This window comes from Aeromonas sp. FDAARGOS 1419 (assembly GCF_019047045.1).
GTDB classification, from domain to species: domain Bacteria; phylum Pseudomonadota; class Gammaproteobacteria; order Enterobacterales; family Aeromonadaceae; genus Aeromonas; species Aeromonas veronii.
Genome location: NZ_CP077209.1, coordinates 2,671,721 through 2,688,073, shown reverse-complemented (window position 1 = coordinate 2,688,073; position 16,353 = coordinate 2,671,721). Strand labels below are relative to the sequence as shown.

The window sequence follows — 16,353 nt, the reverse complement described above, 5'->3', positions numbered from 1 at the left end:
TGATAAGCACCAAACACGCAAGATGACCGCAAAACAAAAGGGCCCGGCAGCAGTGCCGGGCCCTTTCAATTGGTATCTGCTGACTTGCAGTGAGCGTCGGTCAGCCCTGCTGCTCGGCCGCGTAGAGGGCGGCCCCGATAATGCCCGCCTGATTGAGGCTGGCCGCCGGAATAAGCGGCGCCCGGGTCTCGATGCGATCGACAAACTTATCCAGCTTGGCTGCGCTGCCGCCCCCCAGAATGAAGAGGTCGGGGGAGAAGAGAAACTCGAGGCGCGCCAGATACTTGTTGAAACGCTTGCCCCAGCGGTTCCAGGAGAGATCTTCCCGTTTGCGCGCCGCATCGGAGCAGTAGTGCTCGGCGACCATTCCTTCCAGCATCAGATGGCCCAGCTCGGTGTTGGGCAGCAGATGGCCATTGACGAAGATGGCGGTGCCGATACCGGTGCCGACCGTGATGAGGATGATGACCCCCTTGCGATCCTTGCCAGCGCCAAAGCGCATCTCGGCCAGACCGGCGGCATCGGCATCATTCAGCACATAGCAGGGCTTGCCGGTGACATCGGCAAACAGATGCTCGGCATCGGTTTCGATCCAGCTCTTGTCGATGTTGGCGGCACTCTTGGCAACCCCGTTGTGGATGGTGGCGGGAAAGCCGCAGCCCACCGGTCCTTTCCAGTCGAAGTGTTCGACCAGCGCCTTGAGGGTATGGGCGATGGCGGCCGGGGTGGCCGGTTGCGGTGTGGCAATGCGATGGCGCTCGCCAATCAATTCGCCGGTTTTGGTATCGACCAGACAGCCCTTGATCCCTGAGCCTCCAATATCCACTCCCAACATATGCATCTGTGTTGTCCTTGTTGTGTGCCGACCAGTTTGCAGTGACCACGCTGTTATGGGCACTGCAGGTCGGCAGAGCATGAAAAAAGTGCTGCAATCCGGCAAGGGGCAGATCACTTATGCGTGATCCGACAGACCTTTTTCGATGCAGCGGATCAGCAAACGGGTCTTCTTGTTCTCTTCATCCTGACGCCGGGCAAGGGTGGTCAGCGCCCATTCGATATGTTCGGCCGCCATGGGCTCGGCGGTGGTCAGCCCCAGTTGCAGGGCGGCTATCACCTCGGGGGTCGCCGGGCCATTGCCAAGGGCGACCGCCAGATTGCGGCGCCAGCGTTGGTAGCCGATGCGGCGGATCGGGCTCCCCTCGGTCTGCTTGAGAAACTCGCTCTCGCTCCAGCACCACAGCGCCAGCAGGGGCGGGCGGTGCAGGCTGGGGCGGGGGCTAAAATCGGGTTCCGGGCTGGCATCTGCGTAGCGATTCCAGGGGCAGATAAGCTGGCAGTCGTCGCAGCCGTAGATGCGGTTGCCCATCAGGGGCCTGAACTCTTCCGGAATAGGGCCATCATTCTCGATGGTGAGATAGGAGATGCAGCGGCGGCCATCCACCACATAGGGGGCGACAATGGCGCCGGTCGGGCAGATGTTGATGCAGGCGACACACTTGCCGCACTGCTCCTTCTCCACTGGCTGGTCGAGCGGCAGCGGCAGGTTGAGCAACAGCTCACCGAGAAAGAAGAAGGAGCCAGCCGATTCGTTGAGCAGCAGTGAGTGTTTGCCAACCCAGCCGAGGCCCGCCTTGGCCGCCAGTGGCCGCTCGAGGATGGGGGCGGAGTCAACGAAGGGGCGCCACTCACCCAAGGTCTCTTCAGTGCCTTGAAACAGCTCGGCGCAGCGCGCTTCGATGCGATCACCCAGCTGTTTGAGACGGTTGCGCAGCACCTTGTGGTAGTCGCGACCGAGAGCATAGCGGCTGATATAGCCCAGAGTCGGATCGCGCAGGGTAGCGGCGAAGCCCGCTTCGAACGGCAGGTAGTTCATCCGCACCGACAACACCCGCACCGTGCCCGGCAGCAGCTCGTGGGGGCGCGCGCGCATCATGCCGTGGCGCGCCATGTAATCCATGCTGCCGTGATAGCCCGCATCCAGCCAGGCCTGCAATCTTGGCTCTTCGATACGCAGGTCGGTGTCGGTGATGCCCGCCTGGTCAAAACCTAGCTCCCGTGCCCAGAGCTTGATATCGTGGGCCAGCTGGTGAAAGTCAGGTGCGCTCATGCGGCTTGGCCTGGCCGGCGTTTGCTGGCGTGGGTCGATTGATAAGAGGCGGGAGCCGTCATGGTAGAGATCATCAGGGGCGCGTTGGGCACAAAAGAGGGGGGCAGTTTACCACAGGGGCTGTGGCAGACTGAACAGATCCGCGCACTGGAGCGCAACTGGGCCGCGCGTGAGGGGCAACCTCTCTATGCCCTGATGGAGCGAGCCGGTGCTGCGCTGCGTACTTATGCCACCCTGCATTGGTCCGACAGTCGCAGCTGGTGGATTTTCGTCGGCCCCGGTAATAACGGCGGTGATGGCTATGTGCTGGCCCGCCTTGCCCGCCAGATTGGAATCGAGGTGGTGGTGATTGCCGCTAGGGCACCCGACCAGCTGAAGGGGGATGCCAAACAGGCCGCCGATGAGTGGTTGGCGGCCGGTGGCAGGGTCTGGCTGGCCGAGCAGTTTGAGGATACCCAACACTCTGCCCCGGATCTGGTGGTCGATGCCCTGCTTGGCACCGGCGTCAACACGCCCCTCTCGCCACTACTGACAAAGATCGTCGCAACAATCAATGGCTTGGCTGTGCCCGTGCTGGCGGTGGATCTCCCTTCCGGCCTCAACGGCGATACCGGCCGTGCCATGGGGGCTGTGGTGCAGGCCACTCGCACCCTCACCTTTATCGGTATCAAGCAGGGGATGCTCACCGGCGACGGGGTGGATTGCGTCGGCCTGTTCGATTGTGATCCCCTTGGCGTCACGCCTGATGGCACTATGTTGCCCGCCGCCTGGCGTATCGATTATCCGCAGCTGAGCACACAGCTGACCCCGCGCCCGCGCGCTTCCCACAAGGGCTCTTATGGCAAGGTGCTGCTGGTGGGGGGAAATCGCGGCATGCAGGGGGCCATCGTGCTGGCGGCCCGCGCCTGCCTGCGGGCGGGGGCCGGGCTGGTGCGGGTGTGTCAGCATCCGGAGCATCCGCCGGTCAGCCTCTATCAACCCGAGCTGATGAGTCTCACTACCGCTGATGACGAGGGGTGGGCGTCGGTGCGGGTCATCGGCCCCGGGCTCGGTCAGGATGAGTGGGGAAGCGCACAAATCGCCCGTTATCTCACCGACCGGCTGCCACTGGTTTTGGACGCCGATGGATTGAATTGGCTGGCGCAATCTCCCCGCCATCAGGATAATTGGGTGCTCACGCCCCATCCCGGCGAAGCGGCGCGCCTGCTGGGATGCACCATTGCCGAGATTGAAACCGACCGGTTTGCCGCCGTGCAGGCGCTTCAGCGGCGTTATGGCGGTGTGGTGTTGTTAAAAGGGGCGGGAACACTTATTTATGACGGCGAGCGGGTCGCTCTCTGTTGTGAAGGCAATCCCGGCATGGCAAGTGGCGGGATGGGCGATCTGTTATCTGGTATAATCGCCGCCCTTTTGGCCCAGGGCTGGTCTGCCACCATGGCAAGCTGGCTGGGCGCCGTGATCCACGGCGAGGCTGCAGATCAGGCCGCCGCCGACGGCGAGCGGGGCATGCTGGCGTCAGACTTGCTGCCGCTGATCCGCAAACTGGTTAATCCCGACACCATTACAAGTTAAAAAGAAGAACATGGCAAAACAGTTGATGATGACACTGCCGGACGAGGCAGCAACCGTGGCACTGGGTGGCCGTCTGGCACAGGCCTGCCAGCAGGCGACCACAGTGTTTTTGCATGGCACACTTGGCGCCGGTAAAACCACCCTGACCCGCGGCTGGGTGCAGGGCCTTGGCCATCAGGGCAAGGTAAAAAGCCCGACTTACACTCTGGTCGAACCCTATGAGCTCGATGGTTGGCAGGTCTACCATTTTGATCTCTATCGCCTGGCTGATCCGGAAGAGCTGGAATTCATGGGCATTCGGGACTATTTTGCCGCCAACACTCTCTGTCTGGTGGAGTGGTCCGAGAAGGGCGAGGGCTGGTTACCGGCTCCTGACCTGGAAATTACCCTCACTTATGTAGGCGAGCAGCGCGAGGTTCTGATAGAGGCTCGCACTGCTATTGGCGAAGCCATTCTGGAACGGTTGTCATCTACGTGCGCTTGATCCTTGTTATTGCTCTCTCTTTGATGGCGTTACCCTCTTGGGCGAATCAGCTCAAGAGTGTACGAATCTGGCCATCACCGGATAACACCCGGGTGGTGCTCGATATGAGCAGCGCCCCCAATTACAACTACTTCACCCTCACCGGCCCGGATCGGCTGGTGATCGATCTGAAAGGGGCGAGCAACGCTGCCAATCTGGCCCGGATCGAGAACAACAGCGAACTGGTGCGCAAGATCCGCCAGAGCACTCCGCTGGAGAAGGGGGGGCTGCGGCTGGTGATGGATCTCAGCTCCGCCATCAAACCGGTGGTCTTTCCGTTAGCGCCAGCCGGACCCTATGGCCACCGTCTGGTCATCGACCTTCCTTATGAAGAGAAGCGCTCGGCGGCTGCGGTGCAAGCCACACCTGTGGGTGGCAAAGGCAAGGGGGTGGTGATTGCCATCGACCCAGGCCACGGCGGGGAAGACCCGGGATCCATCGGCCCGCGTCGTACCTACGAGAAGCGGGTCACGCTGGCGGTCTCCCAGAAGCTGGCGGCACTGATCGACCGCGAGCCGGGGATGCGCGCCGTGATGACCCGTCGTGGCGATTACTTCGTCGACCTCAACAAGCGCTCCGAGATTGCCCGCAAGGCCAAGGCGGATCTGCTGGTCTCTATCCATGCAGACAGTTTTCATAACTCGACCCCGCGTGGTGCCTCGGTCTGGGTCTTGTCGACCAACCGTGCCAACCGCGAGATGGGCAGCTGGCTGGAGAAGCAGGAGAAGCAGGGCGAGCTGCTGGGCGGTGTCGGCAAGGTGTTGGCGGAATCTGATCCCAACCCCTATCTGGCGCAGACCTTCCTCGACCTCTCCATGGACAAGTCCCGTGCCGAAGGATATGACGTCAGCCGCCAGATCCTGCGCTCCATGGGCAAGGTCGCCCGACTGCACAAGAAGGCGCCGGAACACGCCAGTCTGGCGGTGCTGAAGGCGCCGGATATTCCCTCGGTGCTGGTGGAGACCGGTTTTATCTCCAACCATGCGGAAGAGAAGCTGCTGGCCACCGCCAGCTATCAGGACCAGCTGGCCCGCGCCATCTTCGAGGGGATCCGCAACTACTACCGCGCCCACCCGACCAAGGGGGCCATGCTGACCGGCAAGGGGCAGGTGAGCCAACCTGCCGCTACTCGCCCTGCACCGGTAGCCCGGCAGCCGGTGAGCCAGCCCAGGCAGACACAGTCGCAGCCGGTAGTGACCAACAAGATGCCCGCTACTGCCCGCGATAGCGGCACGGGGAGCGGCTCTGGTGCCGGGGTGATCAAGCCTTACTCGGCGGCAGCGCAAGAGAGCGGTGCACCGGTCAGCAGTGTGGGGGACTATGACAAATCGCGGATGCTCCGCCATGTGGTCAAACGGGGTGAGAGCCTCTCCCGCCTTGCCGAGAAGCATGGAGTGAGTCAGTCCACTCTGGTGGAGATCAACCAGCTGCGCAGCCGGGATATTCAGATCGGTCAGACCATCTATATTCCCCAGCAAGGGCAGAGCCGCGCTGCTGCTCCCGTTCGCAGTGACGACAAGTCGCAGATGATCCGCCATGTGGTCAAGCGGGGCGAGAGTCTCTCCCGCCTTGCCGAGAAACATGGGGTGAGTCAGGCTCGGCTGGTAGAGATCAACAAGCTCAAGTCGCGGAATATCCAGGTAGGGCAGGTGCTCTACATTCCGCAAAACTGACGCGCGGGAGCGGGTGATGCCGCTCCCGCTGTTAGCGAATACCATCAGCAAGATTGAAATTCAGGAGTCAGCGATGCCGATCCGTATATTGCCCCCTATCCTTGCCAACCAGATTCCGGTTGGTGGAGAGGTGGTAGAGCGGCCCTCCTGGAGCCTTAAGAGACTGACCATCCGCAAGATAGAAATTCAGGAGTAAATGATGCCGATCCGTATTTTGCCACCCATTCTGGCCAACCAGATTGCAGCCGGAGAGGTGGTGGAGCGGCCCTCTTCTGTGGTGAAAGAGCTGGTGGAGAACAGCCTGGATGCGGGGGCCGACCGGGTCGATATCGACATCGACAAGGGGGGCGCCAAGCTGATCCGCATCCGTGACAACGGCTGTGGCGTCGCCAAAGATGAGCTGGTGCTGGCGTTGTCGCGTCATGCGACCTCCAAGGTGGCCACACTGGACGATCTGGAAGGGATCAACAGCCTCGGCTTTCGTGGCGAGGCGCTCGCCTCTATCAGCTCGGTTTCCCGTCTCACCTTCACCTCCCGCACCGCCGAGCAGTCCGAAGCCTGGCAAGCCCAGGCGGAAGGGCGCGAAATGAGCGTCACTATCAAGCCGGCGGCACATCCGGTGGGCACCACGGTGGAGGTGGTGGATCTCTTCTTCAATACCCCGGCGCGGCGCAAGTTCATGCGCAGCGAAAAGACCGAGTTTGCCCATATCGACGAGCTGGTGCGCCGCATTGCGCTCTCCCGCTTCGATGCCACCCTGATCCTGCGCCACAATGGCAAGGTGGTGCGCCAGTACAAGGCCGCCAATACCGTGCCGGAGCAGGAGCGACGCCTCGCCGCCGTTTGCGGCACCCCCTTCATGCACCATGCGCTGGCGGTGGAGAGCGAGCACAGTGATGTGCGGCTGTGGGGCTGGTTGGCGACTCCGGAGGGGGCAAGACCACAAAACGATCTGCAATACACCTATGTCAACGGCCGGATGATGCGCGACAAGCTCATCAATCACGCCATTCGTCAGGCCTATGACGAGTTGTTGCCTCCCGACCGCTTCGCCGCCTATGTACTCTATATCGAGCTGGATCCCCGTCAGGTGGATGTCAACGTTCACCCGGCCAAGCATGAGGTGCGCTTCCATCAGGCGCGACTGATCCACGACTTTATCTTTCAGGCGCTGTTTACCGCGCTGCGCCGCGAAGGGGTCAGCGCCGCTCATCAGGACGCGCCGCTGGCCGAAACCCTGGTCGAGTTGCCGGTCAGTTCGCAGATTGAATATCCCGGTCAGGCGCCACGCCCGGAGTGGTACGGTGCCGAGCACAGCTACCGGGCACCTGCACAGGTGCGGGAGGGGGGCGGTGGGGCTGGCCGAGCCAGCAATTATCAACCGCCCGAGCCCCCAAGCCGGGAGGCGATGCGCGGCATGGGAGCTCTGCTCACTACGCTGCCTATCGCAACTGCGACTGAGGCAGCTCCCGCACAGTCCACCGACACGGTGCCGTCACCCAAACAGGGGGGATGTCGCGCCCTGACACTGGTGGATCAGGCCTACCTGTTGATCGAGCGGGATAATCAGCTGGCGCTGCTCTCGCTGGTGCGCGCCGAGCGGGTGCTGCTGCGCCACTGGCTGCTGGAGACCTGGGGCCAGGGACTGGCGGCCCAGCCACTGTTGCTGCCGGTCTCCTTCAAATTGCCGAAGAATTTGATCGCGCTGGTGACCGAGCAGGAACGTTTGCTGAAACGGATGGGACTGGAGTTGAAAAGCGGGGGGCGCGACACCATGATCCTGACTCGGGTGCCGGCTCTGCTGCGCCAGACCGATCTGGTGCGTCTGTTACCCGAATTGCTGCAAATTATCGAGGGCGGATCTGACAGTGATGCTGGTCAGCAGGCTGAAGTATTATGCCAATGGCTGGTGGAGCAGGGGATAAGCCGCGAGAAGATATACGATTTTTCAACTGCCAGTCGTCTGCTGACGGAACTTGTGACCGATTTCAGTGACCAACTGGCAGACATTCGCATGGTGCGCCCCCTTTCGCTGGCGACCGTGCTGGAGGAGTTTGAACATGGCGAGTGACTTGCCGACCGCAATTTTTCTGATGGGGCCGACGGCCTCCGGCAAGACGGATCTCGCCATTGAACTGTGCCAGGCGCTGCCCTGCGACATCATCAGCGTCGATTCGGCGCTGATCTATCGCGGCATGGATATAGGTACGGCCAAGCCGACCGCCGATGAACTGGCACGTGCCCCGCACCGGCTGATCGACATTCTTGACCCCGCCATGAGCTATTCGGCAGCCGATTTTTGCAAGGATGCCCTGCGGGAGATGAAAGAGATCGCCGACCGTGGCCGTATTCCGCTGCTGGTAGGCGGCACCATGCTCTATTTTAAGGCGCTGCTGGAGGGATTGTCCCCGCTGCCCTCCGCCGATCCCGCCATTCGTGCCGGGATTGAGGAAGAGGCTGCCCGCCTCGGTTGGCAGGCGCTGCACGACGAGCTGGTGCGCATCGACCCTGTGGCCGGGGCGCGGATCCACCCCAATGACCCGCAGCGACTCTCTCGGGCGCTGGAGGTCTACCGTATCAGCGGCAAGACCCTTACCGAGCTGACGCAGGTGCAGGGGGAGGGCTTGCCCTATCGGGTGCTGCAGTTTGCCATCGCCCCGAGCGATCGTGCCGTGCTGCATCAGCGTATCGAACAGCGCTTTGACAAGATGCTGCAAGGTGGCTTTGAACAGGAGGTTCGTACGCTGATGGCGCGCGGCGATCTGCACCCGGATCTCCCCTCCATTCGCTGTGTGGGTTATCGCCAAATGTGGGACTACCTGTGCGGTGAAGTGGGGTATGATGAGATGCGTTATCGTGGCATTGTTGCCACACGCCAATTGGCAAAACGACAGATGACCTGGTTGCGCGGCTGGCCCGACGTGACTTGGTTGGAATCTGGTGAGTCTGGCAATCTCGACCGCGTGCTTGCTCGCGCTGGTGCGGCTTGACACTCCCTGTATAATCAGGTTGTTATATTGATATTCGGTGTTTAAAAACAACAAACTATAAGGAAAAGAAAAATGGCTAAGGGGCAATCTCTCCAAGACCCGTTTTTGAATGCGCTGCGCCGTGAGCGGATTCCTGTTTCTATCTATTTGGTGAACGGCATCAAACTGCAAGGTCAGATCGAGTCTTTTGACCAGTTTGTTATCCTGCTGAAAAACACCGTGAGCCAGATGGTTTACAAGCACGCCATCTCGACTGTCGTACCGGCCCGTGCCGTCAATCATCACCAGCCCACTCCGGGTGGCGCGGCTGATGAACAGGGTGATGCCGAGGCGTGATATCCCTGGGCGAGTCGACTCGCCAACTCAGATTCATCATGATTCCTGTTAAGGAGCAAGCGCTTGTTTGACCGTTATGAAGCTGGCGAACAGGCCGTTCTGGTGCATGTCAACTTCAGTGATGAGGGTGAGCGGGAGGATCTGGAAGAGCTCAAGATGTTGGTGAGCTCGGCCGGAGTCAATGCGCTGGGGGTAATTACCACCAGTCGCAGTGCGCCCAGTGCCAAATTTTTTGTCGGCAGTGGCAAGGCTGAAGAGATCGCGTCCCAAGTCCAGATGCTGGATGCCGACGTCGTCATCTTCAACCATGCCCTGACCCCTGCCCAGGAGCGCAACCTGGAGCGTCTGTTCCAGTGCCGGGTGGTGGACCGAACCGGCCTGATCCTCGATATCTTTGCCCAGCGCGCCCGTACCCACGAAGGTAAACTGCAGGTCGAACTGGCCCAGTTGCGCCATCTTTCCACTCGTCTGGTGCGAGGCTGGACCCACCTTGAGCGTCAAAAGGGCGGGATCGGTCTGCGTGGCCCGGGTGAAACCCAGCTTGAAACTGACCGACGTCTGCTGCGGGAACGCATCAAGGCGATTTTGCGTCGGCTCGACAAGGTGGCCAAGCAGCGGGAGCAGGGACGCCGCGCCCGCAACCGCAACGAAGTGCCGACGGTGTCACTGGTTGGTTATACCAACGCCGGAAAGTCCACTTTGTTCAACCAACTTACAGCTGCCAGCGTGTATGCTGCCGACCAATTGTTCGCAACTCTGGATCCCACCCTGCGTAAACTGGTGATCCGGGATGTGGGTGATGTGATTTTGGCGGATACAGTTGGATTTATTCGACACTTGCCCCATGATCTGGTCGCGGCCTTCAAGGCGACCCTGCAGGAGACCCGTGAAGCGGATCTGCTGCTGCATGTGGTGGACTGTGCCGATGAGCAGATGCAGGAGAATATCGACTCCGTGCAGCAGGTGCTCGCCGAGATCGAAGCCGATGACAGGCCCCAGCTGATGATCTGCAACAAGATCGACAAGCTGGCGGATCGTCCGGCAGGTCTGGAGCGAGATGACGAGGGGCGCCCGTTGCGCGTCTGGTTGTCGGCCCAGACTGGTGAAGGTTGTGAGCATCTGTTTACGGCGCTGACCGAATTGCTGGCTGGCTCCATGGTGCATCACACCCTGCAGTTGCCTCCTTCTGCCGCGAGATTGCGCAGTGCGCTCTATCAGCTGAAAGGGATTGAGCAGGAAGGTTTTAGCGAGGAGGGTGATTTCGTGCTGGAAGTCCGCTTGCAAGTGGCCGACTGGAACCGCCTCGTGAAACAGGAAGGTGAGAGTTTACAACGCTTTATCAGGCATTGATTCGTTGATGAAGATGAACCCTTAGGGGCTTCGCAACGTATGATGGCCCGATAGAGATGATATCCATCCGCATGTATTAATGGAGACGCTGATGGCTTGGAATGAGCCTGGTAACAACGGCAAAGACCGTGACCCTTGGGGGAATAACGGCAAGAATCAGGGACCCCCTGATCTGGATGAAATGCTGCGCAAAGTGAGTCGCCGTTTCGGTGGCTTGTTTGGTGGCGGCAAATCTGGCGGCGATGTAGGTCGCTTTGGTATCTCCATCGCGCTGGTTGTGGCTGTGGTGGTGTGGGTCGTCAGCGGCTTCTACACCATTCGCGAAGCGGAGCGTGGTGCCGTGCTGCGGTTTGGCAAGTTTTCCCATATTGTCGAGCCGGGCCTGCGCTGGAAGCCGACCTTTATCGATCAGGTGATCCCGGTGGACGTCGAGTCCGTGCGCTCCCTGCCTGCCTCCGGTTTCATGCTGACTCAGGATGAGAACGTGGTACGGGTCGAGATGGACGTGCAGTACCGTGTGGTCAATCCCGAGCAGTATCTGTTCAGCGTGACCAATGCCGACGAGAGTCTGGGTCAGGCCACCGATAGCGCCCTGCGCTATGTAGTGGGTCATACCCGGATGGATGACGTGCTGACCACCGGTCGTGAGAAGGTGCGTCAGGAGACCTGGCAGGTGATCGATGGCATCATCGAGCCCTACCAGATGGGTCTGCAGATCGTCGATGTCAACTTCCTGCCGGCGCGTCCGCCGGAAGAGGTGAAAGATGCGTTTGATGACGCCATCTCCGCTCAGGAGGATGAACAGCGCTTCATTCGTGAAGCAGAAGCCTATGCTCGTGAAGTGGAGCCCAAGGCCCGTGGCCAGGTGAAGCGTCTGGAACAGGAAGCGGAAGCTTACAAATCCCAGATCGTGTTGAAAGCCCAGGGTGAAGTTGCTCGCTTCAACGAGCTGCTGCCCCAGTATCAGGCTGCCCCCGAGCTGACCCGTGAGCGTATCTATCTGGAAACCATGGAAGAGCTCTATCAGCAGGCCAACAAGGTGGTGGTCGACATGCCGGCTGGCAACAACAGCATGATCTACCTGCCGCTCGACAAGCTGTCTGGCAAGCCGAAGGCTGCCCAGTCTGATCGTGCCACTGTCGCCCCGGTCACAGAGCAGGTCCCCGTTTCCAACGAGGGTGCCAACTCTACCCCGACAACGCCGCTGCGTAGCGGTGACCGCTTCAGCTCAGGGAGAAACTGATAGATGAAAAAGCTAGCTATTGGTGCAATCGCTGTCGCGGCCATGGTCTGCTTCTCCTCTGTCTTTATCGTTGATGAAGGTCAGAAGGGGATTGTGGTGCAGTTTGGCAAGGTGAAGCGGGTTGACTCCGGTGAACCCCGCCTCTATGAGCCGGGCCTGCACTTCAAGGTGCCGCTCATCGACCAGGTTCGCAAGATGGATGCCCGCATCCAGACCATTGACAGCCAGGCCGACCGTTTTGTCACCTCCGAGAAGAAAGACCTGATCATCGACTCCTACGTGAAGTGGAAGATCGAGGACTTCTCCAAGTACTACCTGGCAACTGGTGGTGGTAACAAGCTGCAGGCTGAAGATCTGCTCAAGCGCAAGATCAACAACGGTCTGCGTTCCGAGATCGGTAACCGCACCATCAAGGACATCGTCTCCGGTGAGCGTAGTACCGTGATGGAAGATGCCCTGAAGAAGATGGCGCGCTCCTCCGAGCTCGGTATCAAGGTGGTGGATGTGCGGATCAAGCAGATCAACCTGCCGGTGGAAGTCTCCAACTCCATCTACCAGCGGATGCGCGCCGAGCGTACCGCAGTTGCCCGTGAGCACCGCTCTCAGGGTCGCGAGAAGGCTGAAATCCTGCGTGCCGATATCGACCGCAAGGTAACCGTCATGATCGCCGACGCCGAGAGTAACGCTCGCCAACTGCGTGGTGAAGGGGATGCGGAAGCCGCCAAGATCTATGCCGACAGCTACAAGAAAGACCCCGAGTTTTTCAGCTTCGTGCGTAGCATGGAGGCCTATCGCAAGAGCTTCGCCGGTGGTAACGACCTGATGGTGTTGAAGCCGGACAGCGAGTTCTTCCGTTACCTCAAGTCTCCTCACGGCACCAAGCAGTAATCGCCACGAGGTCACATTCAAAGGGTCTGCATTGTCAGACCCTTTTGTTTTTGGTGCCAATGCCAGCCGTCGACCGAGGGGGCTGGTTGCATTGAGGAGGTCGGATGCTGACATCCATGCTGATGGGGTTGGGATTGCTGCTGTTGTTCGAGGGACTCGGCCCGCTGTTGATGCCAAGGGCATGGCAGCAGATGTTGCGGCTGCTGAGCGATCAGCCACCGGAGCAGTTGCGCCGTATCGGCGGCTCGCTAGTGGTTGCGGGTAGCGTGATCCTCTGGATGCTGAGTCGCTGAGTCTGGCGCAATGCATTGTCCAGCAGATAGCAGACAATAAAAAAGAGGCCGAAGGCCTCTTTTTTCATGCATGTCGTTTACTCAGGCACTGCGCTGCACGGCCATGTGGGCTAGTGTTTCCAGCGCCTGTTTGTGCGGGGAGTCAGGCAGGATGGCGAGGGCGGCAATGGCCTTGTCGGCCTCTTCCCTGGCACGCATGCGGGAGTACTCCAGCGCGCCGGTACGATCGAGAATGCCGAGGATCTGCTCAAGATGCTCCATGCCGTTGCGGTGCTCGATGGCATCGCGCACCAGCTGGCGCTCTTCCGGAGTGCCCACTTCCATGGCACGCAGCAGCGGCAGGGTTGGTTTGCCTTCGGCCAGATCGTCGCCGACGTTCTTGCCCATTTCCTCGCTCTGGGAGCAGTAGTCCATCACGTCATCAATGATCTGGAACGCGGTGCCCAGATACTTGCCGTAATCGGTCATGGCCTGCTCGACGGGCTCGGGCTGATGTGTCAGCACGGCGGCAAGGCGAGTGGCGGCCTCGAACAGCTTGGCGGTCTTGCAGTAGATGACCGTCATGTAGCTCTCTTCGGTGGTATCCGGGTCGTTGCAGTTCATCAGCTGCAACACTTCTCCTTCGGCGATGGTGTTGGTGGCATCCGAGAGGATCTCCATCACCCGCAGGTTGGAGAGTTCGGCCATCATCTGGAAGGAGCGGCTATAGAGGTAGTCACCGACCAGCACGCTGGCGGCATTGCCAAACATGGCGTTGGCGGTCTCCCGGCCGCGGCGCAGGTCGGATTCGTCGACCACGTCGTCATGCAGCAGGGTTGAGGTGTGAATGAATTCGATGATGGCGGCCAGTTTCAGGTGATCCTTACCTTCATAGCCCAGCGCACGCGCAGCCATCACGGTCAGCATGGGGCGCATCCGCTTGCCGCCGGCGCTGACAATGTAGAAACCCAGCTGATTGATCAGACTAACGTCGGACTGGAGTCGGGCCAGGATCAGTTCATTGACCGCCGTCATGTCGGCGGCACAGAGCGCACGGATAGTCTGTTGGTCCATAAGTCTCGTAACGTGACAGCAGCAATAACTGCGATTTTAGTAGTGGCAGGGATTCTACACGATTTCACAATGGGTTACAGTTAGGCGTTTATCCACGGCGGCAGATATGCGCACAAAATAAACTTTTTGCTAAATTGGCCTTGCCTGAGCAGATCGATTTGCGTAGAATGCCCGCCCATTGTTATAGGTTTTTGCGCATGTCTAGCCTTGAGCAAAAGACATGCCTTTACGGAGTTAATCAAATGTACGCGGTATTCCAAAGCGGCGGAAAACAACACCGTGTGGCCGAAGGTCAAATCGTTCGTCTGGAAAAGCTGAACGTTGAGACTGGCGCTACCATCGACTTCAACGAAGTTCTGATGGTTGCTGCAGGCGACACTTTTAAAGTAGGTGCTCCTTTCGTTGAAGGTGGCAAGGTTGTAGCTGAAGTTGTGGCTCACGGCCGTGGCGAGAAAGTGACTATCGTCAAGTTCCGTCGTCGTAAGCACCATCGTAAGCAAGCGGGCCACCGTCAGTGGTTCACTGAAGTCAAAATCACTGGCATCAGCGCTTAATTAGAGGAGTCCGATAAATGGCACACAAAAAAGCTGGCGGTTCATCCCGCAACGGTCGCGATTCTGAAGCTAAACGCCTGGGCGTGAAGCGTTTCGGCGGCGAAACAGTTCTGGCTGGCAGCATCATCGTTCGTCAACGTGGTACCAAGTTCCACGCTGGCACCAACGTTGGTCTGGGCAAGGATCACACCCTGTTCGCTACCGCGACTGGTAAAATCCTGTTCGAAGTTAAAGGTCCGCTGAATCGTAAGTACGTTAGCATCGTTGCTGAGTAATTACGGACCGCAAGGATCCGAAGCCCCGCCAACAGGCGGGGCTTTTGTTTTTCTGACGTCTTTCTGATGTCGTTGACGAAAAAACGGAACGCAGCTGACTTTGGCTCTGACGGGCATGATTGGCAAGATGCGTATCGCCCGCAGGGGTCTGTACCACTATAATTGCGTATCGGTTTTTCGAATTAAGGTGACGGTTACCTATGAAGTTTGTTGATGAAGTCCAGATTCGAGTCGATGCCGGTGACGGTGGTAACGGTTGTGTAAGCTTTCGCCGTGAAAAATATATTCCCAACGGTGGTCCGGACGGCGGTGACGGCGGTGACGGTGGCGACGTATATCTGATCGCCGACGAAAACCTCAATACCCTGATCGACTACCGTTTTGAGCGTTTCCATGCTGCCGAGCGCGGCGAGAATGGCCAGAGCGCCAACTGTACCGGTCGCCGCGGCAAGGACAAGATCCTGCGTGTGCCGGTCGGTACCCGTGCGACCGATGAAGATACCGGTGAACTGCTGGGGGATCTGACCCACCACGAGCAGAAGCTGCTGGTTGCCAAAGGTGGTTTCCATGGTCTGGGCAACACCCGCTTCAAGAGCTCCGTCAACCGTGCTCCCCGCCAGAAGAGTAACGGTACTCCGGGTGAAGTGCGTACTCTGAAGCTGGAACTGCTGCTGCTGGCCGATGTCGGCATGCTGGGTCTGCCAAACGCAGGCAAGTCTACCTTTATTCGCGCCGTTTCTGCGGCTCGCCCGAAAGTGGCTGATTACCCCTTCACTACCCTGGTACCGAACCTGGGTGTGGTGCGTGGTGAAAACTCCCGCTCCTTCGTGATCGCCGATATCCCGGGTCTGATCGAAGGCGCTGCCGAAGGTGCAGGTCTGGGAATCCGCTTCCTGAAACACCTCGAGCGTTGCCGCGTGCTGATCCACCTGGTGGATATCTGCCCGGTTGATGGCTCCGATCCTGCTGAAAATGCCGTGACCATCGTCAAGGAGCTGGAGAAGTACAGCCCGGAACTGGCTGGCAAGCCGCGCTGGTTGGTGTTTAACAAGATGGACCTGATCCTGGAAGAAGAAGCCCAGGAGGTGATGGATCGCGTCAAGGCGGCCCTGAACCACGAAGGTCCGGTCTATGCCATCACTGCCATCAGCAAGGAAGGCACCAAGAAGGTCTGCTACGACATTCTGGATCTGCTGGATACCATGCCCCGTCAGCTGGCGGAAGATGCCAAAGACGCCATCGAGAAGGTGGAGTTCAAGTGGGACGACTACCACAAGAACCAGCTGGCCAAGGCTGAAGCGGAAGCACTGGCTGCCTCTCTTGCCTTCGATGAAGGGCTTGATGATGACGATTGGGATGACGACGAAGATGATGGCGTTGAAGTCATCTACGTCCGTGACTGATCCCCGTCACTCTCATTGAAAACCGGAGCCTGAACAGGCTCCGGTTTTTTTATGTCTATCGAGCAGCAACTCATTAGGTATATTTGTGATGTC

At 59.4% G+C, this 16,353-nt stretch carries 17 protein-coding genes; 14 read left to right on the top strand and 3 right to left on the bottom strand.

Features of this window, described 5'->3' with window-relative positions:
- Positions 1 to 100 precede the first annotated feature (100 nt).
- Both ppgK and queG read right to left on the bottom strand, forming a co-directional pair.
- Positions 101 to 841, bottom strand: a complete 741-nt coding sequence (gene ppgK, locus I6L49_RS12040; protein ID WP_005339062.1) for a polyphosphate--glucose phosphotransferase — start codon at positions 839 to 841, stop codon at positions 101 to 103.
- Between the two features lie 111 nt (positions 842 to 952).
- A complete protein-coding gene (gene queG / locus I6L49_RS12035; protein ID WP_216949621.1) occupies positions 953 to 2,107 on the bottom strand; it encodes a tRNA epoxyqueuosine(34) reductase QueG in 1,155 nt (384 codons plus the stop codon).
- Positions 2,108 to 2,167: 60 nt separating this feature from the next.
- On the opposite strand from queG, the gene I6L49_RS12030 reads away from it, so the two are divergent.
- From I6L49_RS12030 to I6L49_RS11980, 11 genes are all read left to right on the top strand, one after another.
- Positions 2,168 to 3,679, top strand: coding sequence for an NAD(P)H-hydrate dehydratase (locus tag I6L49_RS12030; protein WP_216949620.1), 1,512 nt, complete (start codon positions 2,168 to 2,170; stop codon positions 3,677 to 3,679).
- A gap of 10 nt (positions 3,680 to 3,689) precedes the next feature.
- A complete protein-coding gene (tsaE, locus tag I6L49_RS12025) occupies positions 3,690 to 4,163 on the top strand; it encodes a tRNA (adenosine(37)-N6)-threonylcarbamoyltransferase complex ATPase subunit type 1 TsaE (RefSeq protein ID WP_005339056.1) in 474 nt (157 codons plus the stop codon).
- 23 nt (positions 4,164 to 4,186) lie between these two features.
- Positions 4,187 to 5,875 (top strand): N-acetylmuramoyl-L-alanine amidase, encoded by a 1,689-nt coding sequence (locus tag I6L49_RS12020; RefSeq protein ID WP_254127470.1) that lies wholly within the window; start codon positions 4,187 to 4,189, stop codon positions 5,873 to 5,875.
- Between the two features lie 16 nt (positions 5,876 to 5,891).
- Complete coding sequence (locus tag I6L49_RS12015; RefSeq protein ID WP_047436150.1) at positions 5,892 to 6,071, top strand: hypothetical protein; 180 nt, start codon at positions 5,892 to 5,894, stop codon at positions 6,069 to 6,071.
- Between the two features lie 3 nt (positions 6,072 to 6,074).
- Positions 6,075 to 7,946: a DNA mismatch repair endonuclease MutL gene (mutL, locus tag I6L49_RS12010; protein ID WP_216951643.1), complete on the top strand. Its 1,872-nt coding sequence runs from the start codon at positions 6,075 to 6,077 to the stop codon at positions 7,944 to 7,946.
- On the top strand, positions 7,936 to 8,865 hold the full coding sequence (miaA, locus tag I6L49_RS12005; RefSeq protein WP_216949618.1) for a tRNA (adenosine(37)-N6)-dimethylallyltransferase MiaA: 930 nt from the start codon (positions 7,936 to 7,938) through the stop codon (positions 8,863 to 8,865). The genes mutL and miaA overlap by 11 nt, the downstream gene beginning before the upstream one ends.
- A 72-nt stretch (positions 8,866 to 8,937) precedes the next feature.
- Positions 8,938 to 9,201, top strand: coding sequence for an RNA chaperone Hfq (gene hfq / locus I6L49_RS12000; RefSeq protein ID WP_005339045.1), 264 nt, complete (start codon positions 8,938 to 8,940; stop codon positions 9,199 to 9,201).
- Between the two features lie 63 nt (positions 9,202 to 9,264).
- Positions 9,265 to 10,551, top strand: a complete 1,287-nt coding sequence (hflX, locus tag I6L49_RS11995) for a ribosome rescue GTPase HflX (protein ID WP_005339043.1) — start codon at positions 9,265 to 9,267, stop codon at positions 10,549 to 10,551.
- Positions 10,552 to 10,642: 91 nt separating this feature from the next.
- A complete protein-coding gene (gene hflK, locus I6L49_RS11990) occupies positions 10,643 to 11,794 on the top strand; it encodes an FtsH protease activity modulator HflK (protein WP_216949617.1) in 1,152 nt (383 codons plus the stop codon).
- Positions 11,795 to 11,797: 3 nt separating this feature from the next.
- Positions 11,798 to 12,682 carry a protease modulator HflC gene (gene hflC / locus I6L49_RS11985; RefSeq protein WP_005339038.1) on the top strand — a complete coding sequence of 295 codons (885 nt, stop codon included), beginning with the start codon at positions 11,798 to 11,800 and terminating at the stop codon, positions 12,680 to 12,682.
- A 104-nt stretch (positions 12,683 to 12,786) separates the two neighbouring features.
- Positions 12,787 to 12,975: a DUF2065 family protein gene (locus I6L49_RS11980; protein ID WP_005339036.1), complete on the top strand. Its 189-nt coding sequence runs from the start codon at positions 12,787 to 12,789 to the stop codon at positions 12,973 to 12,975.
- 81 nt (positions 12,976 to 13,056) lie between these two features.
- Here I6L49_RS11980 and ispB read toward each other — a convergent pair whose 3' ends face one another.
- Entirely contained in the window at positions 13,057 to 14,028 is a 972-nt protein-coding gene (gene ispB, locus I6L49_RS11975; protein ID WP_216949616.1) for an octaprenyl diphosphate synthase, read from the bottom strand.
- A gap of 242 nt (positions 14,029 to 14,270) precedes the next feature.
- Here ispB and rplU point away from each other — a divergent pair, with 242 nt between their 5' ends.
- The 3 genes from rplU to cgtA all read left to right on the top strand — a co-directional run bounded on the left by rplU (position 14,271) and on the right by cgtA (position 16,260).
- On the top strand, positions 14,271 to 14,582 hold the full coding sequence (rplU, locus tag I6L49_RS11970; protein WP_005304210.1) for a 50S ribosomal protein L21: 312 nt from the start codon (positions 14,271 to 14,273) through the stop codon (positions 14,580 to 14,582).
- Between the two features lie 17 nt (positions 14,583 to 14,599).
- The gene (gene rpmA / locus I6L49_RS11965) at positions 14,600 to 14,857 is read left to right on the top strand and encodes a 50S ribosomal protein L27 (RefSeq protein WP_005339028.1); all 258 of its coding nucleotides are present in this window, start codon (positions 14,600 to 14,602) and stop codon (positions 14,855 to 14,857) included.
- Positions 14,858 to 15,057: 200 nt separating this feature from the next.
- A complete protein-coding gene (cgtA, locus tag I6L49_RS11960; protein ID WP_005339026.1) occupies positions 15,058 to 16,260 on the top strand; it encodes an Obg family GTPase CgtA in 1,203 nt (400 codons plus the stop codon).
- The last annotated feature ends 93 nt before the right edge of the window (positions 16,261 to 16,353 follow it).